Below are 20757 nucleotides of genomic sequence, written 5' to 3'. Positions count from 1 at the left end.
TGTGAGCCACGGGGGCGCCGGGGAGGACCTGCGTCCGGGTCAGCGACCCGCGCGGTTGACGGCGGAGACGACCGCCTTCAGCGAGGCGCGCGTGGTGTTCGGGTCGATGCCGATGCCCCACAGCACCTTGTCGCCGATCGCGCACTCGATGTACGAGGCGGCCTGTGCGGAGGCGCCCTCGCTCATGGTGTGCTCCTGGTAGTCCAGCAGGCGTACGTCGACACCGATGCCCTGCAGGGCGTCGAAGAACGCGGAGATCGGACCGTTGCCGGAGCCCGTCAGGACGGTGTCCCGGCCGTCGACGACCGCCTCGACGGTGAGCGCGTCGACGCCGTCGCGGTCGGTGGTGCTCTGGCCGTTCTTGACCTGGATGCGCCCCCACGGGTTGTCGGGGTTGGGCAGGTACTCGTCCTGGAAGACGGACCAGATGGCGGCCGGGGTGACCTCGCCGCCCTCGGCGTCGGTCTTCTCCTGGATGATCCGGGAGAACTCGATCTGCATCCGGCGCGGCAGGTCCAGCTTGTGGTCGTTCTTCAGGACGTAGGCGATACCGCCCTTGCCGGACTGGGAGTTGACGCGGATGACGGCCTCGTAGGAGCGGCCGACGTCCTTGGGGTCGATGGGCAGGTACGGCACCGCCCACTCGATGTCGTCCACGGCCTTGCCGGCGGCGGCCGCCTCGGCCTCCATGGCGTCGAAGCCCTTCTTGATGGCGTCCTGGTGGGAGCCGGAGAAGGCGGTGTAGACCAGGTCGCCCGCGTAGGGGTGGCGCGGGTGGATCTCCATCTGGTTGCAGTACTCGCTCGTCCGGCGGATCTCGTCGATCTGCGAGAAGTCGATCTGCGGGTCGACGCCCTGGGAGAACAGGTTCATGCCCAGCGTCACCAGGTCGACGTTGCCGGTGCGCTCGCCCTGGCCGAACAGGCAGCCCTCGATACGGTCGGCGCCCGCCATGATCGCCAGCTCGGCGGCGGCCACGGCCGTACCGCGGTCGTTGTGCGGGTGCACGGACAGGCAGATGTGCTCGCGGCGGGAGAGGTTGCGCGACATCCACTCGAAGCGGTCGGCGTGCGTCGACGGCGTGGAACGCTCCACGGTGGCGGGCAGGTTGAGGATGATCTCGCGCCCCTCCTCCGGCTGCCAGACGTCCATGACGCCCTCGCAGACCTCCAGCGCGAAGTCCAGCTCGGTGTCGGTGAAGATCTCCGGCGAGTACTGGTAGCCGAAGATCGTCTCGTCGCCCAGCAGCTTGTCGGCGTACTCCACCACCAGCCGCGTGCCGTCCACCGCGATCTGCTTGACCTGCTCCTTCGAGCCGCGGAAGACGACCCGGCGGAAGGTCGGGGCGGTCGCGTTGTACAGGTGGACGGTGGCGCGGTGGGCGCCGCGCAGCGACTCCACGGTCCGCTCGATCAGCTCCTCGCGGGCCTGCGTCAGCACGGAGATGGTGACGTCCTCCGGGATGGCGCCCTCTTCGATGATGGAGCGCACGAACGCGAAGTCGGTCTCGCCGGAGGACGGGAACCCGACCTCGATCTCCTTGTAGCCCATGCGCACCAGCAGGTCGAACATCTCGCGCTTGCGGGCCGGCGACATCGGGTCGATCAGGGCCTGGTTGCCGTCGCGCAGGTCGGTCGACAGCCAGCGGGGCGCGGCGGTGATGCGGTTGTCCGGCCATGTGCGGTCGGGGATGTCGACGGCTTCGTAGGGGCCGTATTTGTGGATCGGCATCCCGGAGGGGCGCTGCAGTCGCGTGGCGTTGGTGACCGGGGTGCGGCGGCCGACGGCGTGGGCTGCGGGGCTCGACGGATTCGTCATGGTGCGTAGGGCTCCTCTTATGTCCGCTGGGAGGCCGACGGGGCGAAAGATCGCAACACCGAACTCCGCGGGGAGGGGGTCGGCCTACGACTACAGGCCCTCGCCGCGGCAGCTAAGGAGAAGCAGCCCGAAACGCATGATGCACAGCACCCTAGCTGAGGTACGCCCTGAGTGGCGGGTGCGTATCAGTATGCGGGACCGGGTCGGACGTTACGGCCTAAATGCGATGAACCACACATATTCAGGAATCTCGACCGCGGCCAGTGACACGGGGACTACACAGTGCCACCTTTTGTTCATGGACCTCAACGAGACGAGCAAGAAGGCCGCCACCTCCACCCCCGTCTTCTGCACGATCATCCCGCCGCACATCCTCGACAACCTGGCCCAGCACGACGACCCGGCCCGGAGCGACACCGCCCGCCGCACCCTGGAGCACGACCACCTGCGCCGCACCCAGCGTCGCGAGCTGGCCGCCCGCGGTCTGACCCCCGGCGAGCCCGGCGAGGCCGCGGACAAGCCGAGCCGCACCATCTACGACGCGGAGCACCGCGAGGACCTGCCCGGCACCAAGGTGCACGCGGAGTCCGACGGCCCCTCCCAGGACGCCTCGGTCAACCGCGCCCAGGCCGGCCTCGGCGCCACCTTCGACCTCTACCTCAAGATCTACGGCCGCAAGTCCATCGACGGCGCCGGCCTGCCGCTCGACGCGACCGTCCACTACGGCGAGAAGTACAACAACGCCTTCTGGGACGGCGAGCGGATGGTCTTCGGCGACGGCGACAACGACCTCTTCGTGGACTTCACCATCCCCGTCGACGTGATCGGCCACGAGCTGACCCACGGCGTCACCCAGTACACCGCCAACCTCGACTACCAGGGCCAGTCCGGCGCCCTCAACGAGTCCGTCTCCGATGTCTTCGGCGCCCTGATCAAGCAGTACGCCCTCGGCCAGACCACCGAGCAGGCCGACTGGCTGATCGGCGCCGACCTGCTCGGCCCGGGTATCGACAAAGGCACGGCCCTGCGCTCCATGAAGGCCCCCGGAACGGCCTACGACGACGACGTCCTGGGCAAGGACCCCCAGCCCGCCACCATGGACGGCTATGTCGACACCGCCGACGACAACGGCGGCGTACACATCAACTCCGGCATCCCCAACCACGCCTTCTACCTGGTCGCCACCGCCCTCGGCGGCAAGGCCTGGGAGCGTGCGGGCCAGGTCTGGTACGACGTGCTGACCGGCGGCGAGCTCGCCAGGAGCGCCCGGTTCGCCGACTTCGCCGCGCTCACCGTCGCCGCCGCCCGGGCCCGCTTCGGCGAGGGCAAGGAGCTCAAGGCCGTACAGGAGGCCTGGAACAAGGTCGGCGTCCCCATCGCGTAGGACGCGGGAGGCGGGCGGGGCGGGGGCGTCCGACGGGCGCTCCCGCCCCGTCCGCGATTACCGTGGCGACAGGGGGTAGGAGCCCCTCGCAAGGCGTCCGACGACGTCGGAGGATTCCGTTATGCGCATTCATATCCACCGCACCGGCGGCTTCGCGGGCGTCGACCGCCGCGCCGAGATCGACACCGCGGACCGCCCCGACGCGGCCGACTGGCACACCCTCGCCGAACAGGCCGTGGCCACCGCCCACGCCGAACCCCCCGTCGGGGTCCCCGACGGCTTCAGCTACCAGATCACCGTCGACGGCAACACCGTGTACTGCTCCGACCCCCGCCTCACGGCCGAGCAGCGGACGTTGATCACGCGGGTGATGAAGGAAGGGTCTTAGGGGGCGGCGCGGGCACCGCCGTCGTAAGGCAGCTGCGACGCAGGCACCGCCTCGCGGGCACCGTCGCCCCAACTCCCCTTGCCCGCCCACCTCTTGACACTGTTACCGGCGGTTAAGAAGATCCGGCCATGACTACGGTGCCGGTCTCGTCCGCCTCGCTGCCGCGCTTTCCCCGGGACTTCGTGTGGGGGGTGTCGACCTCCGCCGCGCAGATCGAGGGCGCGGTGGCGGAAGAGGGGCGGGGGCGCTCGTCCTGGGACGTGTTCGCGGCGCAGGCCGGGCGGATCAAGGACGGGTCCCACGCGCGGGTGGCCACCGACCACTACCACCGCTACCGCGAGGACGTGGCGCTGCTCCGCGGGCTCGGGGTCGGCGCGTACCGGTTCTCGGTGGCGTGGCCGCGGGTGGTGCCGGACGGCGGCGGCGCGGTCAACGCGGCCGGGCTGGACTTCTACGACCGGCTGGTGGACGAGCTGCTGGCGGCGGGCGTCGCGCCGGTGCCGACGCTGTTCCACTGGGACACCCCGCAGACCCTGGAGGAGCGCGGCGGGTGGCTCGTACGGGAGACGGCCGAGCACTTCGCGGCGTACGCGGACGTGGTGGCGGCGCGGCTCGGGGACCGGGTGGAGCGGTGGATCACGCTCAACGAGCCCGCCGAACTGACGCTGCTGGGCTACGGGCTGGGACAGCACGCGCCGGGGCGGCGGCTGCTGTTCGAGGCGCTGCCGGCGGCGCACCACCAGCTGCTGGGGCACGGCCTGGCCGTACAGGCGCTGCGGGCCCGGGGAGCGGGCGGCATCGGCATCGCCAACTCGCACGGTCCGACCTGGGCGGCCTCCCGGGACGAGGCGGACACCTCGGCCGCCGGACTCTACGACCTGCTGCTCAACCGGCTCTTCGCCGAGCCCCTTGTGCTGGGGCGGTATCCGGGTGAGGAGTGGGACCTGGCGGGGATGCTGCCGGGCCCCGTCACCGAGGACCTGAAGATCATCGCGCAGCCGCTGGACTGGTACGGGATCAACTACTACCAGCCGACGTCGGTGGGCGCCCCACGGGAGGCGGACGGCAGCGAGCCGGCCGACTTCGCCGGGATCGAGATACCGGCCGAACTCCCCTTCGCGCCCAGGGAGATCGAGGGCTACCCGCGGACCGACTTCGGCTGGCCGGTGGTCCCGGAGGCGCTGACCGAGCTGCTGGTGTCCTTCCGGGAGCGGTACGGCGACCGGCTGCCGCCCGTCGTCATCACCGAGAACGGCTGCTCCTACGACGGGATCGAGGACGGCGAGCGGATCGCCTTCCTGGACGGGCATCTGCGGGCGCTGCACGCGGCCATGGCGGCCGGGGTGGACGTCCGGGGGTACTTCGTGTGGTCGCTGCTGGACAACTTCGAGTGGGCGGAGGGGTACGCGCGGCGGTTCGGGCTGGTGCACGTGGACTACGAGACGCTGACGCGCACGCCCAAGGCGTCGTACCACTGGTTGCGGGAGGTGCTGCGGGAGCAGGCCCGGCAGGACCGGGGATGAGCACGCCGGCGGCTTCGGGGGCGCTCGCGGAGCCGTCGCGGCGGGTGGGGCGCGGCTGGACCGCGTCGCTGTCGCTGGCCAACGGGGCCATCTGGGTCGGGTGGTACGGGCCGCTGCAGATCCTGCTCGCGTGGCAGGCGGCCGAGCTGGCGCCGGCGGGCACGGCCAAGGAGTCGGTGCTGGCGTGGGTGACGGGGGCCGGGGCCGCCGTCTCGATGGTCGCCAACCCGCTGTTCGGGGCGCTGTCGGACCGTACGACGTCGCGGTTCGGGCGGCGGACGCCGTGGATCGCCGCCGGGGTCGCGGGCGGGGCCGGGTCCCTGGTGCTGCTGGCGGGGGCCCGGAGCGTGCCGATGATGGCGGTGGGGTGGTGCCTGGTGCAGCTCACCTTGAACGCGGCGTTCGCGGCGATCACCGCCGCGGTGCCCGACCGGGTGCCGCACCGGCAGCGGGGGTCGGTGGGCGGCTGGCTGGGGGCCGCGCAGATTCTGGGCGTGGTGGCCGGGACGGGACTGGCGACGGCCGGCGGCGGGGTGGTCGGCGGCTATCTGGCCTGCGCCGGGTTCGCGGTGCTGGGGACGGTGCCGTATGTGCTGCTGCACCGGGATCCGGTGCTGCCGGCGGCGCGGCGGCCGGCGCTGACCTGGCGGGCGTTCCTCGGCGGGTTCTGGATCAGCCCGCGTCGCCATCCCGACCTGGGCTGGGCCTGGCTGACCCGGTTCCTGGTCAACCTCGGGAACTCGCTGGCGCTGCTGTATCTGCTGTACTACCTGCGGGATGTGCTGCGGCGGCCGGACCCGGGCGGCGGGGTGCTGGTGCTGACCGCCGTCAACGGCGTCACCTTGCTGGCCACGGTCGTGGTGGGCGGGATCTGGTCGGACCGGGCGGGGCGACGCCAGCCGTTCGTGCTGTGGGCCGGGGTGATCATGACGGTGGCCACCGGGCTGCTGGCCGTATGGCAGACCTGGCCGGGGGCGGTGTGCGCCGCGGCGCTGCTGGGCCTGGGATTCGGCGTCTTCACCTCCGTCGACCTCGCGCTGATGACCGAGGTGCTGCCGGCCGCCGCGCACCGCGGCAAGGACCTCGGCATCATCAACATCGCCAACTCGCTGCCGCAGGTGGCCGCCCCGGCACTGGCCGCGCCGATCGTCGGCCACCTCGGCGGCTACCGGGCGCTGTACGGCGTCGCGGCGGCGATCGGGCTGGTGGGGGCGCTGCTGGTGCGGCGGATCCGGGGCGTGGCGTAGAGCCTGGCCCCGGGGCCTTTCAGAAGCCCAGTTTGCGCAGCTGCTTGGGGTCGCGCTGCCAGTCCTTGGCCACCTTGACGTGCAGATCGAGGAAGACCGGCGTGCCCAGCAGCGCCTCGATGTGCTTGCGGGACTTGGTGCCGACCTCCTTCAGGCGCTTGCCCTTGGGGCCGATGATGATGCCCTTCTGGCTGGGGCGCTCGATGTAGACGTTGGCGTGGATGTCGAGCAGGGGCTTGTCGGCGGGGCGGTCCTCGCGCGGCAGCATCTCCTCGACGACCACCGCGATCGAGTGCGGCAGCTCGTCGCGCACGCCCTCCAGGGCGGCCTCGCGGATCAGTTCGGCGACCATGACCTGCTCGGGCTCGTCGGTGAGGTCGCCCTCCGGGTAGAGCGCGGGGCCCTCCGGGAGCAGCGGGACGAGGAGGTCGGCCAGGAGGGAGACCTGGGTGTCGCCCACCGCCGAGACCGGAATGATCTCGGCCCACTCGAAGCCCAGCTCCTTGCCGAGCTGGTCGATCGCGATCAGCTGGGCGGCCAGCGCCTTGGAGTCGACCAGGTCGGTCTTGGTGACGATGGCGACCTTGGGGGTCTTCTTGATGTCGGCCAGCTCACCGGCGATATAGCGGTCGCCGGGGCCGATCTTCTGGTCGGCGGGCAGACAGAAGCCGATCACGTCGACCTCGGACCAGGTGGTGCGCACGACGTCGTTGAGGCGCTCGCCGAGCAGCGTGCGCGGCTTGTGCAGCCCCGGTGTGTCGACGAGGACCAGCTGGGCGTCGGGGCGGTGCACGATGCCGCGCACCGTGTGGCGCGTGGTCTGCGGGCGATTGGAGGTGATCGCCACCTTCGTCCCGACGAGAGCGTTCGTGAGGGTGGACTTGCCGGCGTTGGGGCGGCCGACGAAGCAGGCGAAGCCGGCGCGGTGCGGGGCGGAGGAGTCTGTACGAACGCTCATGGCGCCCATTCTCCCCGATCCACGGCGCCGCTCCGACCACGCCGGGCGATGATCAGTGCGGCGTACGGCCGCGGCACGCGGCGGATGCGGGCGGGTTTCGCCGTGCGGCCCCGCCCCGCGCGCCCCGCGGCCGGGTGCGTGCTACTCGCCCTGCTCGCCCGCCGGGACCGCGGCGCGCAGGGTGCCGTCGAGGCCGGCGACCAGGACGGGCGTCGCGGGGCCGCCGAGGTCGCGTACGGCCGCACGGTCCGCGTCGGCGGCGCCCTCGGCGTCGGTGACCACGGCCGCGGCCTCCAGGGACGTCGCCCCGCTGGCGACGGCCATCGCGACGGCCGTCTGCAGCGCGCTGAGCTTGAGCGACTCCAGGGCGACGGTGCCGGCGACGTACGTGCGGCCGGTCTCGTCACGTACGGCGGCGCCCTCGGGCACGCCGTTGCGTGCCCGTGCCGAACGCGCGAGCGTGATGATCTTGCGGTCTTCGGGGTCCAGCGGTGCGGCTTCGGTCATACCGGCGAGCATATGCGCCGCCGCCCCGGCGGCCGTACGGGGATCACCCCGCCACCGAGTACATCCCGCCCCGGCGGCCCTCCGGAGAGGTGATCCACTCCAGCTTCGTCGCGGTGTCGGTCTCCGGGCACGCGTTGTGCAGCACGATGTTCAGGTCCGGCCGGACCGGGATCCGCAGCTGGGTGGTCTCGAACTGCAGGGCGCCGACCAGCGGATGGTCCATCTCCTTGTGGATCTGACCACCGTCCTGCACATCGCCGCGCGCCCAGAGCTCGCGGAACTCCGCACTGAGCGCGGAGGCCTCGCGGACGATCTCCTCGAAGCCCTCGTCGCCGGGGCGCGCCGAGCACGCGGCGCGGTACTGCGCGACGACCGTCGGCGCGTTCGCCTCCCAACTGGCGGCCCGCGCGCGGTACACGGGGTCGGTGAAGAACGCGATCAGGCAGTTGGGGGAGACGCCGGGGCGGCCGTGCCCCATGACCAGGTGCGCCGCCTCGTTGTAGGCGATGGTGTTCCAGTACGGGTCCAGGATGTGCGCCGGGAACGGCATCCAGGCGTCGATCAGCCGCTGCAGGCCCGCGCAGACGTCCGTCATGCCCAGCTCCTCGGCGTCCTGCCGCAGCGGCGGGTTCAGCCCGGCCAGTACGTACAGATGCCGCCGTTCGGCGCCGGTGAGCCGCAGCACCCGGGCGACCGCGTCCAGCACCTGCGGCGAGACGGTGATGTCGCGGCCCTGCTCCAGCCACTGGTACCAGGACGCGCCGACCCCGGCGAGGACGGCGACCTCCTCGCGGCGCAGTCCGGGCGTGCGGCGGCGGCCGCCGTCGGGCAGGCCCGCCTCGGCCGGGGTGACCCGGGCGCGGCGGCTCATCAGGAAGTCGCGCAGCTCCTGGCGTCGGCGCGAGGTGTCGTGGGCAGCGGTGTTCGGGGCCACGTTTCTCCCCCTGTCGGCGTGGCTGGTGGTGCGGACACCACGATAAGTTCCCGCTCCCCACCGCGTATTCCGGGCCCGCAGGCTCGCCGTATGCCGACAACCGACACCCCCCTCGCCCCCGATACCCGGCCCGAGGGCGCGCCGACCGGACCCGCCCGGGCCGCCGACTGCGCCCCCGCCGCTGCCGCTGCCGCCGGCGCGCGGCTGGCACCACGCGACAGGCTGGTCCTGCTCCTGCTGTGTGCCGCGCAGTTCATCATCGCGCTGGACTTCTCCATCCTGAACGTGGCGCTGCCCGTGCTCGGCAGGGACCTGGGCATGGGCCAGGCCGATCTGCAGTGGGCGGTGACCGCGTTCGCGCTGCCCTCGGGCGGCTTTCTGCTGCTGTTCGGCCGGATCGCCGATCTCTTCGGGCGGCGCAGGCTGTTCCTGACCGGGCTCGCGCTGTTCACCGTGGCCTCGGTGCTGGCCGCGCTGGCGTGGTCCCCGGCGGCCTTCCTGGGCGGGCGGGCGCTCCAGGGCCTGGGTGCGGCGATCATCGTGCCCACCGGGATGTCGCTGCTGACCACCACCTTCGCCGAGGGGCCGCAGCGCGAACGCGCGCTGGGCATCAGCGGGACGCTGATGTCGATGGGCTTCACCATCGGCATGGTGCTGGGCGGGATGATGACGGACGTGCTCGGCTGGCGCTCCACGATGGGCCTGCTGTCGCTGGCCGGGGTGGCGGTACTGGCCGCGGCGCCGGCGCTGCTGACCGAGTCCCGGCACCCTTCGCGGCCGCGGATCGACGTGCCCGGGGCGGTCACCGTCACCGGCGGACTGCTGTCGCTGATCTACGCCCTGTCCACCGCCGCCCAGCGGGGCTTCGGCCACCCGGACGTGATCGTGACGCTGGTGGCGGGGGTGGCGCTGCTGGCCGGCTTCGTGCTCGTGGAGTCGCGGGCCGAACAGCCGCTGGTGTCGCTGCCGATGCTGCGCCGCCGTACGGTCGCCTGGGGCAATCTGGCGGGCCTGACGACCTTTGCGATGATGAGCGCCGTCATCTTCCTGCTCACCCTCTACCTGCAGGAGGTGCTGCGGCTGTCCGCCTTCCAGACCGGCCTGGTCTTCGGTGTGCAGGGCGCGGTCTCGGCGGTCGCCGGCGTCCTCGCGCCCCGGGTCATCGGCCGGCTCGGCGCCCGCCGCACGCTGCTGACCGGGCTGCTGCTGCAGGCCGGCTTCACCGCCGCGCTGCTGGGCCTGGGCACCGGCAGCGGCCTGTGGCTGGCCCTTGTCGGGGTGACCTTCGCCAGCCTGGGCCACCTGTGGGCGATCATCTCCTACGGCGTGACCGCCACCTCCGGCGTCCCGGACACCGAGCAGGGCCTGGCGACCGGCCTGGTCACCAGTTCCCAGCAGCTGGGCCTGACCGTCGGCATTCCGCTGCTGAGCGCGGTGGCCTCGGCCCGTGTCGCCGCACTGCGGGACGGGGGCGGCGGCCTCGCGGACGCCACCCTCGGCGGTATCGAGCTGGGGCTGGGCCTGGACGCGGCGGCGGTGGCCGTGGTCGCCCTGCTGGTGGCGGCCGGACTGCGGACGGCGCGCCGCGGCTGAGGAGGAAGAAGGTGGTTGCCCCGGTACCCCCGTAGCCGGGGCAACCTGCGCTGCAAGATTTCTCAGGCGATTTCTCGCACGCATGGCGGCCGCATTCCCACGGCCGCTGGAAGATCCTTCCATGGCATGCGGGGAAGAATCCAGCCCCCTCGGCAATGACTTGCAGAACATTTCTGGTGCACTGCAGATAAGTGCCCATGTGCAATTTTCTGCAGATAAGCGCCGTGTGCAAGTTTCTGCACATCGGGGCGGAGAATACTCCCGTATTCGCCGGGGATTACCCGGAGAGCTCCCCCGCCTCGCCGGCGACCTTGGCGCGGACCGGCTCGCAGAGCACCGTGATGATCTTGTTGCGGCGGCCGGCCGGCGACTCGGCGGTCAGCCGGAGCGCGGTCAGCTCCGGGTCGGCGTCGGTACCGGAGAGGTCCACCTCAGCGGTGGCGCCGGCGATCGGGACCCGGCCGAGGAGCTTGGCGAGCAGTCCGCCGACGGTCTCCACGTCCTCGTCGTCCAGCTCGGGCAGGCCGTAGAGCTCACCGAGGTCGCCGATGTCCAGGCGGGCGGTGACGCGATAGCGGCCGTCACCGAGATCCTCGACCGGCGGCAATTCGCGGTCGTATTCATCGGTGATCTCGCCGACGATCTCCTCGAGGATGTCCTCGATGGTCACGATGCCGGCGGTGCCGCCGTATTCGTCGATGACCACCGCGACATGATTGCGGTCCTGCTGCATTTCGCGCAGCAGATCACCGGCGTTCTTGGTGTCGGGGACGAAGACGGCGGGCCGCATGGCCGTGGAGACCAGCTCGGTCTCGGCGTCGCGGCTGATGTGGACCTTCCGGGCGAGGTCCTTGAGGTAGACCACGCCGACGATGTCGTCCTCGTTCTCGCCGGTCACCGGGATCCGGGAGAAGCCCGAGCGCAGGGCGAGGGTCAGCGCCTGGCGGATGGTCTTGAAGCGCTCGACGGCGACCAGGTCCGTACGCGGCACCATCACCTCGCGGACGAGGGTGTCGCCGAGCTGGAAGACCGAGTGCACCATCCGGCGCTCCTCGTCCTCGATCAGCGACTCCTTCTCGGCGAGGTCGACCAGGGAGCGCAGCTCCGCCTCGGAGGCGAACGGGCCCTTGCGGAAGCCCTTGCCGGGGGTCAGGGCGTTGCCGATGAGGATCAGCAGCTGCGGGATGGGGCCCATGACGCGGGCCAGCGGCAACAGGACGTACGCGGCGGCCGTGGCGGTGTTCAGCGGATGCTGGCGGCCGATCGTCCGCGGCGAGACACCGACGGCGACGTAGGAGACCAGCACCATCACGCCGATGGCGACGGTCAGCGCCTCCCAGGTCTCGTCGAAGGAGCGCAGGCAGGCGTAGGTGACCAGGACGCCGGCGGCCATCTCGCAGCCGACCCGCACCAGCAGCGCGACATTGAGGTAGCGGGTGGGGTCGGCGGCCACCGCGGCGAGCTTGGCGCTGCCGCGGCGCCCGGAGCGGACCGCCTCCTCGGCGCGGAAGCTGGTGGTACGGGCCAGGCCCGCCTCCGCGCAGGCGGCGAGCCAGGCGATCACGACGAGCAGGACCGCGACCGCGATCAGCTGGGTGGTCATCGCGGGCACCGTCAGGTGACGGTGGGGGCGGGAGAGGGGCCGGTCAGGCCCCGCTCGGCGCGCCAGCCATCGATGATCGCCGCCTGCAGACCGAACATCTCGGCCTTCTCGTCCGGCTCCTCGTGGTCGTAGCCGAGGAGGTGGAGCACGCCGTGGACGGTCAGCAGCTGGAGCTCCTCGTCCATGCTGTGCCCGGTCGGCGCCTCCTCGCCCTGCTTCTTGGCGACCTCCGGGCACAGCACGATGTCACCGAGGAGCCCCTGCGGGGGCTCCTCGTCGTCCTTGGCCGGCGGACGCAGCTCGTCCATCGGGAAGGACATGACATCGGTCGGGCCCGGCAGATCCATCCACTGGATGTGGAGCTGCTCCATGGCCTCGGCGTCCACCACGATGACGGACAGCTCGGAGAGCGGGTGGATGCGCATCCGGGCGACGGCGTAGCGGGCGACGTCCAGGATGGCCTGCTCGTCGATGTCCGTACCGGACTCGTTGTTGACGTCGATGGACATGGGGGCGTTGCTTCTCACTTCTCGTTCGCTCGGTGCGTCCGGCTCACTGGCCGTTGCGGCTGTCGTACTTCTCGTAGGCGTCGACGATACGGCCGACCAGCTTGTGGCGGACCACATCCTGGCTGGTGAGCAGGGAGAAGTGCACGTCGTCGACGCCGTCCAGGATCTCCCGGACCTGGCGCAGACCGCTCTTCGTGCCGCCCGGAAGGTCGACCTGGGTGACATCGCCGGTGATGACGATCTTGGAGTCGAACCCGAGGCGGGTGAGGAACATCTTCATCTGCTCGGGGTTCGTGTTCTGCGCCTCGTCGAGGATGATGAACGCGTCGTTGAGCGTCCGGCCGCGCATGTACGCCAGCGGCGCGACCTCGATCGTGCCCGCGGCCATCAGGCGCGGGATGGAGTCGGGGTCGAGCATGTCGTGCAGCGCGTCGTAGAGCGGCCGCAGATACGGGTCGATCTTCTCGTAGAGGGTGCCGGGCAGGAAGCCCAGCCGCTCGCCGGCCTCGACCGCGGGGCGGGTCAGGATGATGCGGTTGACCTGCTTGGCCTGCAGCGCCTGGACGGCCTTGGCCATGGCCAGATACGTCTTGCCGGTGCCGGCCGGGCCGATGCCGAAGACGACGGTGTGCTTGTCGATGGCGTCGACGTAGCGCTTCTGGTTGAGGGTCTTGGGCCGGATCGTGCGCCCGCGGTTGGAGAGGATGTTCTGGGTGAGCACCTCGGCGGGCGTCTCGCTCACCGCGCCCCCGCCGTCCTCCGCCGCGCGCAGCATGGCGATCGAGCGTTCCACCGCGTCCTCCGTCATCGGTTGTCCGGTGCGGAGCACCAGCATCATCTCGTCGAAAAGGCGCTGGATGAGGGCGACTTCCCGGGCGTCGCCGACAGCGCTGACTTCGTTGCCCCTGACATGGATGTCGGTCGCCGGGAAGGCCTTCTCGATCACGCGCAGTAGCGAGTCTCCGGACCCCAGGACCGTGACCATCGGGTGCTTGGCCGGGACGGTGAACTGGGCGGACGCCTGCGGTTGCGTGGGTGTCTGGGTCATAGGGCGGCTCGAGGCCTGCTCAACCCCCATCCTTTGCTCATCGGAGGAGCCCTCAGAGGTGCCTGCCTGCACTGACTCCTTGCGCTACAAGAGTACGACGGGGCACTGACAAGCCCGAGGGCTTTTCCCGGCCGCCCGACCGGCGAAGGCGGCGCGCCCGCCGTCGACGCAGCTCAGGCCGGGCGGCGGAAGCCGATCGTGGGGACGGCCCGGGCCAGCGGAGCGGGCCGGTAGGCCGCGGGCAGCACCTCGTCGAGGAAGGCGTACTGACGGCGCAGCGCGCCCGCCGTGCCGGTCTCATAGGCCCGCACCTGCCGCCACCAGGCCGCGATCTCCGCCCAGCCCGGCGCGGAGAGCGAACCGCCGAACTCCTGCACCGACAGCGCGGCGCTCAGCCCCGCGAAGGCCAGCCGGTCGGCGAGCGGCCAGTCGGCCAGCGTGCCGGTGACGAAGCCCGCGACGAAGACGTCGCCGGCGCCGGTGGGGTCCAGCGCCTCCACGGCGATCGCGGGCACCTCGGCGCTCTCGCCGGTCCGCCCGTCCACCGCGCAGGCCCCCTCCGACCCCAGCGTGACGACCGCGAGCGGCACCAGGTCGGCGAGCTTGCGGGCGGCCGCGCGCGGGCAGTCCGTACGGGTGTAGCGCATCGCCTCCTCCGCGTTGGGCAGGAACGCCTCGCAGTGTTCGAGGTCGGCGAGGTCGGCCGGGTCCCAGCGGCCGCTGTCGTCCCAGCCCACGTCCGCGAAGATGCGGCTGCCGCGGCCCGCCGCGCAGCCCAGCCAGCCCTCCCGGCGGCCCGGTACGAGCGAGGCGACGCAGGCCCGGGACGGCGGCGGGCAGCCCGGCGCGTGCTTGCCGTCGAAGGCGAAGTCGGGCGGCGGGGCCTCATGGCCGTGCGAGACCATCGTGCGCTCGCCCTCGTACGCCATGGAGACGGTCACCGGGGAGTGCCAGCCGGGGACCGTGCGCGACAGCGCCAGGTCGATGCCCTCGCCCTGTTCGAGCGCCTCCCAGCAGTACTCGCCGTACTTGTCGTCGCCGAAGGCCGCGGCGAGGGACGTGCGCAGCCCCAGCCGGGCCAGCGCGGTGGCCATGTTGGCGACGCCGCCGGGGCTGGAGCCCATCCCGCGGGCCCAGGACTCGGTGCCGCGCACCGGCGCGGAGTCCAGGCCGGTGAAGACGATGTCCAAGAAGACCGTGCCGGTGAGGTAGACGTCGGTGTGCGGATCGCCCTCGGCGCGCACCTCGGCCAGCGGATCGAGGGCCGGTGGCACTTCGGCCGGGCCCGCGGGCGGATGGACATCGCGTCGGCTGCTCACCGTGCACGCCCCTCTCATATCAGCACGTGCCGCCAGTGTGCCTGATGCTGCGGTACGTTCCGCCTCATGAGGCTCACGATTCTCGGCGGCGGCGGTTTCCGGGTGCCGCTGGTCTACCGCGCGCTGCTGGCCGACGCGACGGGCTCCGTCTCCGAAGTGGTGCTGCACGACACCGACACCCGCCGGGTGGCGGTGATCGCCGAGGTGTTGACGCGGCTGGCACACGGCCACCGGGCGCCGGTGCCCGTACGGGTCGCGACGGGGCTGGACGACGCGCTGACCGGCGCCGACTTCGTCTTCTCCGCGATACGGGTGGGCGGTACCGCCGGCCGGATCCGCGACGAGCGGATCCCGCTGTCCGAGGGGGTGCTCGGCCAGGAGACGGTCGGCGCGGGCGGCGTCCTGTACGGCCTGCGGACGATCCCGGTGGCGCTGCACATCGCCGAACGGGTCGCCGCGCTCGCCCCGGACGCCTGGGTCATCAACTTCACCAACCCCGCGGGCATGGTCACCGAGGCGATGTCCCAGGTGCTCGGCGACCGCGTCATCGGGATCTGCGATTCACCCGTGGGGCTGGTGCGCCGGGCGGCACGGGCGGCCGGCGCGGACCCGGCGGCCTTCGAGCACGGCGACGTCGGCTACGACTACGTGGGGCTCAACCACCTCGGCTGGCTGCGGTCGTTGACGCTTGAGGGCAAGGAGCTGCTGCCGGGCCTGCTCGCCGACGACAGGGCGCTGGGCTCCTTCGAGGAGGGCCGGCTCTTCGGCCCGGACTGGCTGCGCACCCTGGGCGCGCTCCCCAACGAGTACCTGCACTACTACTACTTCCGCCGCGAGACCCTCGCCTCGGTACGGGACACCACCGAGACCCGCGGCGAGTTCCTCGACCAGCAGCAGGGCGGCTTCTTCGAGCGGGCCGCCGCGGCCGGCGGCCCGGAGGCGGTGTACGCGCTGTGGGAGCGGACGCGGCTGGAGCGCGAGGAGACGTACATGGCGCACAGCCGCGAGGCCAGCGGCGGCTGGCAGCGCGACAGCCACGACCTGGAGGGCGGTGGCTACGACCGGGTGGCACTGGCCCTGATGCACGCCATCGTGGACGACAGCGGGACCCGGCTGATCCTCAACGTCCGCAACGGCACGACGGTGCCGCAGCTGGCGCCGGACGCGATCGTGGAGACGGTGTGCGAGGTGACCGCCCGCGGCGCCCGCCCGCTGCCCTGCGCGCCGCTGCGGGAGGACCAGTTGGGGCTGATGCTGCAGGTCAAGGCGGTGGAGCGGGCGACGGTCCAGGCCGCGGTGGGCAAGGACCGGGGCGCGGCACTGCGGGCGCTGGCGCTGCATCCGCTGGTGGACTCCCCCGCGGTCGCCGCCCGCATTCTGCGGCGGGCGGCCACCGAAGCGTGACCACCGGGAACACCCCCCGGCCCCGCCACGTTCAGGCCCGCAGGGGGCCCTCGCACCCCCTACGGGATGTGTTCGCCCGCCCCCTACTGGCCCCGTTTGATCCACTCGTCCAGGTGGGGCGCCTCCTCCCCGACCGTCGTCGACTCCCCGTGCCCGGTCAGCACCCGCGTCTCCGGTGGCAGGGTCAGCAGCCGGTCCCGGATCGAGTCGACGATCGTCGGGAAGTCCGAGAAGGACCGGCCGGTGGCGCCGGGGCCGCCCTGGAAGAGGGTGTCGCCGGTGAAGACCGTCCGCAGGTCTGGCGCGTAGAGGCAGACCGCGCCGGGGGCGTGGCCCGGGGTGTGCAGCACGTGCAGGTCCGTGCCGGCGATGGTCAGGACCTGTCCGTCCGCCAGTTCCGTGTCCGGCGCGGTGTCCGGGTGGGTCTGCTGCCACAGCGGCAGGTCGGCGGGGTGCAGATGGATCCGGGCGCCGGTGCGGTTCGCCAACGTGGGGGCGGCGTCGATGTGGTCGTTGTGCGCGTGGGTGCAGATGATCGCGCGCAGTGTCCGGCCGCCGAGCGCCGCCAAGATGGCCTCGGCGTCATGGGCGGCGTCGATGACGATCGCCTCGTCGTCGTTGCCGACGATCCAGACGTTGTTGTCGACGTCCCAGGTGCCGCCGTCGAGCGAGAAGGTTCCGGAGGTGACCAGGTGGTCGACGCGGGCCGCCATCAGAGCGTCACCACCGAACGCAGCACGTCGCCGGCGTGCATCCGCTCGAAGGCCCGCTCGACCTCGTCGATGCCGATGATCTCGGTGACGAAGGCGCCGAGGTCGATCCGGCCCTGCTGGTGCAGGTCGATCAGCATCGGGAAGTCGCGGGAGGGCAGACAGTCGCCGTACCAGGAGGACTTGAGGGCGCCGCCGCGGCCGAAGACGTCCAGCAGCGGCAGCTCCAGGGTCATCTCCGGGGTGGGGACGCCCACCAGGACGACGGTCCCGGCCAGGTCGCGGGCGTAGAACGCCTGCCGGTAGGTCTCCGGCCGGCCGACCGCGTCGATGACGACGTCCGCGCCGAAGCCACCGGTCAGCTCGCGGATCGCCTCGACGGGGTCGGTGGTGCGGGAGTTGACGGTGTGGGTGGCGCCCATGGTGCGCGCGGTCGCCAGCTTGCGGTCGTCGATGTCCACCGCGACGATCCTGGCCGCTCCGGCCAGCCGCGCGCCCACCACGGCCGCGTCGCCCACTCCGCCGCAGCCGATGACCGCGACCGAGTCGCCGCGCCCGACCCCGCCGGTGTTGAGGGCGGCGCCGATGCCCGCCATCACCCCGCAGCCCAGCAGGCCGGCCACCGCGGGCGACACCTCCGGGTCGACCTTGGTGCACTGTCCGGCGGCGACCAGCGTCTTGTCGGCGAAGGCCCCGATGCCGAGGGCGGGGCTCAGCTCGGTCCCGTCCTTGAGCGTCATCTTCTGCCGGGCGTTGTGGGTGTCGAAGCAGTACTGGGGGCGGCCGCGCAGACAGGCCCGGCACGCTCCGCACACCGCGCGCCAGTTGAGGACGACGAAGTCGCCCGGCGCGACGTCGGTGACACCGGGGCCGACCGACTCCACCACTCCGGACGCCTCGTGCCCGAGCAGGAACGGGAACTCGTCGTTGATGGCGCCCTGCTTGTAGTGCAGATCGGTGTGGCACACCCCGCACGCCTGGACCTTCACCACGGCCTCGCCGGGCCCCGGGTCCGGTACCAGGATCGTCTCCAGCCGGACCGGTTCGTTCTTCCCCGGCGCGATCACGCCGCGCACTTCCTGTGCCATCGGAACAGCCCCTTTCAAAGATCACATACGGGACCACTGTGGCGCACACTGCCACTGAGCCGTGCCTCACCGTACGCGTGCGGGGCTGCCGTGCGCAGGACCACGGCCGGGTCCGTGATCTCCGGCCGGGAGCGCGCGCACCGAGGTCACCAGCGCGGGACGGCGGGGGTGGTCCAGTCGGGATCGGCGCGCCGCATGGCGGCGGCGTCGTCGCGGTCGCGCAGGCCGCCGTCGTCGGCGAGCCAGCGGCGGTGCAGCGCGGCGAGCCGGTCGCGGTCGAGGGCGACACCGAGGCCGGGGGCGTCGCCGACGGCCACCCGGCCGTCGCGGAAGGTGAGCCGCTCGGTCAGGACGTCCTCGGTCTGCCAGGGGTAGTGGGTGTCGCAGGCGTGGGCGAGGTCCGGCACGGTCGCCGCGACCTGGGTCATCGCGGCGAGGCTGATGCCCAGGTGGGTGTTGGAGTGCATGGCCAGCCCGACGCCGAAGGCGCGGCAGACGGCGGCGAGTTCGCGGGTGCTGCGCAGCCCGCCCCAGTAGTGGTGGTCGCAGAGCACGATCTGGACGGCGTCGCGGGTGACGGCCTCGGCGATCTCGTCGAAGGTCGTCACGCACATGTTCGTGGCCAGCGGGAGTCCCGCCCGCCGTCCGCTCCCGTCCGGTCCGCCGGCGGACCGCCCCGCTCCGCGCAGTCCGGCCGCCACCCGCGCCATACGGTCCGTGCCGCTCGCGGGGTCCTCCAGGTACTCCAGGACGTCGTGCAGTTCGTCCGCGACCCGCAGCGATGTCGCCACGCTCCAGGCGCCGTTGGGGTCGAGCCGCAGCGGCCGCCCGGGGAACGCGGTCGCCAGTGCCCTGATCGCCGCCACCTCCTGTGCGGGCGGGAAGACCCCGCCCTTGAGTTTGAAGGACGTGAAGCCGTAGGTGTCGGCGAACCGGCGGGCCTGCGCGACGACGCCGGCCGGGTCGAGCGCCGCGCCCCAGTCGTCGCGCTCCCCGCGGCCGCCCGGGTGCTGTGCCCACCGGTAGAAGAGGTAGGCGCTGTACTCCACGCGGTCGCGGACCTTGCCGCCGAGCAGGGCGTGGACGGGCAGGCCGGCGGCCCTGCCCCGGGCGTCGAGGCAGGCGACCTCGAAGCCGGAGAGGACCGAGAGCCGCAGCTTGCCGGCGGTCTGGACGCCGCGGAGCCCGCCGGCGTCGACCGCGTCGGCGCCGGTCGCGGCGTTGGGGTCTCCCCTGCTCGAACGTAGTTGAGAGCTTGGGGAAGAGTCCCCGCAGACCTCGGCGGCGAGTGCGGGCAGAGTGTTCAGGTCCGTGACCGAGCGGCCGATCAGCGCGGTCGCCAACGGCTGTGCCAGGTCGAGGTACTTGGTGTCCCCGTAGGTCTCGCCGAGGCCGGTCGTGCCGTCCTCCGTGGTCAGCTCGATGATCAGCCGGGGGGTGTAGGGCTGGTGCACGCCCTGGGTGTTCAGCAGCGGTGGGTCGGCCACCAGGACCGGGGTGAGGCGGACCTCGGCGATGGTGAGGGCGTCCTTGGCGTCGGTCATCCGGGGCTCCTACGGGCCGGGACGTCGCGACCGACGCCCCTACCGTTCCTGTATATAGATGGCATCCATGGATGGAGTCGGAGGCTAGGGAGCGGGCGTCCCGCCCGTCAATACCCGCGGCCGCGCGTCAGGTTGGGTGCATCCGCCCACCCGGCAGAGCCTTTACCAATCATTGAATCTTCGCGCGTAGATAGGCATTTAAGGCTCTGTTAGACCTACCGGTGACCACTCACCCCCCTGAAGGAGCCGCGCATGCGCCGTTTCGATCGCTTCCGTCCCGCCCTCTCCCGTCGCGCCCGCCTCGGCGCCGCGACGGTCGCCGCCCTCGCCACCGGCACCGCGGTCTTCGGCATCGGCCAGGCCACCGCCGAACACTCCGTGCCGCGCACCGACAAGGAGATCCCGAACCTCACGCAGGTCCAGGACAAGATCAAGGCGTACTACGGCGACACGGTGACGGCCGACGGCGAGCACTACGCCTCCCCGAAGAGCAACTACGCCCGCCAGGTCCGCGGCATCGAGGCCAAGGCCCGCGCCTACCTGACCAAGGCCCTGGCCAAGCACTCCAAGGGCGACGGGCACGCCAAGCCCGCCATCGTCCTCGACATGGACGACACCACCCTGCTCACGTACAACTACGAGCTCCAGGTCGGCTTCAACTACACCCCGGCCAGCCAGGACAAGTACCTGGAGACCACCGACATGGACCCGGTCTTCGGAATGGACCGCCTGGTGAACTGGGCGCACGACAAGGGCGCCGAGGTCTTCTTCATCACCGGCCGTAAGGAGTCGCAGCGCGACTGGAGCGTGCGCAACCTCAAGAACGTCGGCTACGACGTGGCGCTGGACCGCGGCCACGTCTACCTGAAGAACAAGGAGAACCCGCCGGCCTACCTGCCCTGCGGCGCCACCTGCACCACCATCGAGTACAAGTCGGGCACCCGCAAGCACATCGAGTCCCTCGGCTACCACGTCGTCGCCAACTTCGGGGACCAGTACAGCGACCTGAGCGGCGGCGCCGGCGACCGGACGTTCAAGATGCCGAACCCGATGTACTACCTGCCGTAAGGCGATGCGCCGCCTGCCGTGAGGCGGGGCGGGGGGGGGGGGGGGGGGGGGGGGGGGGGGGGGGGGAGGGGGGGGGGGGGGGGGGGGGGGGGGAGAAGGGGGGGAGATGCTG

General features: G+C 71.9%; 18 protein-coding genes. 7 read left to right on the top strand and 11 right to left on the bottom strand.

Going from position 1 to position 20757, the window contains the following annotated elements:
• Positions 1–39 precede the first annotated feature (39 nt).
• Positions 40–1818, bottom strand: coding sequence for a 2-isopropylmalate synthase (gene leuA, locus ACZ5XZ_RS22170; protein ID WP_468980582.1), 1779 nt, complete (start codon positions 1816–1818; stop codon positions 40–42).
• 298 nt (positions 1819–2116) lie between these two features.
• Here leuA and ACZ5XZ_RS22165 point away from each other — a divergent pair, with 298 nt between their 5' ends.
• The 4 genes from ACZ5XZ_RS22165 to ACZ5XZ_RS22150 all read left to right on the top strand — a co-directional run bounded on the left by ACZ5XZ_RS22165 (position 2117) and on the right by ACZ5XZ_RS22150 (position 6360).
• The gene (locus ACZ5XZ_RS22165; RefSeq protein ID WP_468980580.1) at positions 2117–3202 is read left to right on the top strand and encodes a M4 family metallopeptidase; all 1086 of its coding nucleotides are present in this window, start codon (positions 2117–2119) and stop codon (positions 3200–3202) included.
• Positions 3203–3323: 121 nt separating this feature from the next.
• The gene (locus tag ACZ5XZ_RS22160) at positions 3324–3590 is read left to right on the top strand and encodes a protealysin inhibitor emfourin (RefSeq protein WP_468980579.1); all 267 of its coding nucleotides are present in this window, start codon (positions 3324–3326) and stop codon (positions 3588–3590) included.
• Positions 3591–3718: 128 nt separating this feature from the next.
• Positions 3719–5113: a GH1 family beta-glucosidase gene (locus tag ACZ5XZ_RS22155; protein WP_468980578.1), complete on the top strand. Its 1395-nt coding sequence runs from the start codon at positions 3719–3721 to the stop codon at positions 5111–5113.
• Positions 5110–6360, top strand: a complete 1251-nt coding sequence (locus ACZ5XZ_RS22150) for an MFS transporter (protein WP_468980575.1) — start codon at positions 5110–5112, stop codon at positions 6358–6360. Before ACZ5XZ_RS22155 ends, ACZ5XZ_RS22150 begins: the two co-directional genes overlap by 4 nt.
• Before the next feature lie 19 nt (positions 6361–6379).
• Here ACZ5XZ_RS22150 and era read toward each other — a convergent pair whose 3' ends face one another.
• The 3 genes from era to ACZ5XZ_RS22135 all read right to left on the bottom strand — a co-directional run bounded on the left by era (position 6380) and on the right by ACZ5XZ_RS22135 (position 8696).
• On the bottom strand, positions 6380–7318 hold the full coding sequence (gene era, locus ACZ5XZ_RS22145) for a GTPase Era (RefSeq protein ID WP_468980574.1): 939 nt from the start codon (positions 7316–7318) through the stop codon (positions 6380–6382).
• A gap of 141 nt (positions 7319–7459) precedes the next feature.
• Positions 7460–7825 (bottom strand): cytidine deaminase, encoded by a 366-nt coding sequence (locus tag ACZ5XZ_RS22140; protein ID WP_468980571.1) that lies wholly within the window; start codon positions 7823–7825, stop codon positions 7460–7462.
• A gap of 43 nt (positions 7826–7868) precedes the next feature.
• Positions 7869–8696, bottom strand: coding sequence for a helix-turn-helix transcriptional regulator (locus ACZ5XZ_RS22135; protein ID WP_468980892.1), 828 nt, complete (start codon positions 8694–8696; stop codon positions 7869–7871).
• A gap of 153 nt (positions 8697–8849) precedes the next feature.
• On the opposite strand from ACZ5XZ_RS22135, the gene ACZ5XZ_RS22130 reads away from it, so the two are divergent.
• Complete coding sequence (locus ACZ5XZ_RS22130) at positions 8850–10352, top strand: MFS transporter (protein ID WP_468980570.1); 1503 nt, start codon at positions 8850–8852, stop codon at positions 10350–10352.
• Between the two features lie 277 nt (positions 10353–10629).
• On the opposite strand, the gene ACZ5XZ_RS22125 is transcribed toward ACZ5XZ_RS22130, so the two are convergent.
• The 4 genes from ACZ5XZ_RS22125 to ACZ5XZ_RS22110 form a co-directional block, all read right to left on the bottom strand.
• Positions 10630–11955 (bottom strand): hemolysin family protein, encoded by a 1326-nt coding sequence (locus ACZ5XZ_RS22125; RefSeq protein ID WP_468980569.1) that lies wholly within the window; start codon positions 11953–11955, stop codon positions 10630–10632.
• A gap of 11 nt (positions 11956–11966) precedes the next feature.
• Entirely contained in the window at positions 11967–12464 is a 498-nt protein-coding gene (gene ybeY, locus ACZ5XZ_RS22120; RefSeq protein WP_128506079.1) for an rRNA maturation RNase YbeY, read from the bottom strand.
• Between the two features lie 43 nt (positions 12465–12507).
• A complete protein-coding gene (locus ACZ5XZ_RS22115; protein ID WP_468980567.1) occupies positions 12508–13512 on the bottom strand; it encodes a PhoH family protein in 1005 nt (334 codons plus the stop codon).
• 173 nt (positions 13513–13685) lie between these two features.
• Complete coding sequence (locus tag ACZ5XZ_RS22110) at positions 13686–14831, bottom strand: carbohydrate kinase family protein (protein WP_468980566.1); 1146 nt, start codon at positions 14829–14831, stop codon at positions 13686–13688.
• A 66-nt stretch (positions 14832–14897) separates the two neighbouring features.
• Between ACZ5XZ_RS22110 and ACZ5XZ_RS22105 the strand changes: the two genes are divergently transcribed.
• On the top strand, positions 14898–16235 hold the full coding sequence (locus ACZ5XZ_RS22105; protein ID WP_468980565.1) for a 6-phospho-beta-glucosidase: 1338 nt from the start codon (positions 14898–14900) through the stop codon (positions 16233–16235).
• An 83-nt stretch (positions 16236–16318) separates the two neighbouring features.
• On the opposite strand, the gene ACZ5XZ_RS22100 is transcribed toward ACZ5XZ_RS22105, so the two are convergent.
• From ACZ5XZ_RS22100 to ACZ5XZ_RS22090, 3 genes are all read right to left on the bottom strand, one after another.
• Positions 16319–16948 (bottom strand): MBL fold metallo-hydrolase, encoded by a 630-nt coding sequence (locus ACZ5XZ_RS22100; RefSeq protein WP_468980562.1) that lies wholly within the window; start codon positions 16946–16948, stop codon positions 16319–16321.
• Positions 16948–18033: an S-(hydroxymethyl)mycothiol dehydrogenase gene (locus ACZ5XZ_RS22095; RefSeq protein WP_468980560.1), complete on the bottom strand. Its 1086-nt coding sequence runs from the start codon at positions 18031–18033 to the stop codon at positions 16948–16950. Before ACZ5XZ_RS22095 ends, ACZ5XZ_RS22100 begins: the two co-directional genes overlap by 1 nt.
• Before the next feature lie 146 nt (positions 18034–18179).
• On the bottom strand, positions 18180–19577 hold the full coding sequence (locus tag ACZ5XZ_RS22090) for a glucarate dehydratase family protein (protein ID WP_468980559.1): 1398 nt from the start codon (positions 19575–19577) through the stop codon (positions 18180–18182).
• Between the two features lie 252 nt (positions 19578–19829).
• Between ACZ5XZ_RS22090 and ACZ5XZ_RS22085 the strand changes: the two genes are divergently transcribed.
• A complete protein-coding gene (locus ACZ5XZ_RS22085) occupies positions 19830–20645 on the top strand; it encodes an HAD family acid phosphatase (RefSeq protein ID WP_468980557.1) in 816 nt (271 codons plus the stop codon).
• Positions 20646–20757: the final 112 nt, after the last annotated feature.

Source organism: Streptomyces sp. NPDC033270, from assembly GCF_055576575.1.
The sequence above is the reverse complement of the archived record's forward strand: the minus strand, read 5'-3'. Positions and strand labels throughout refer to the sequence as shown.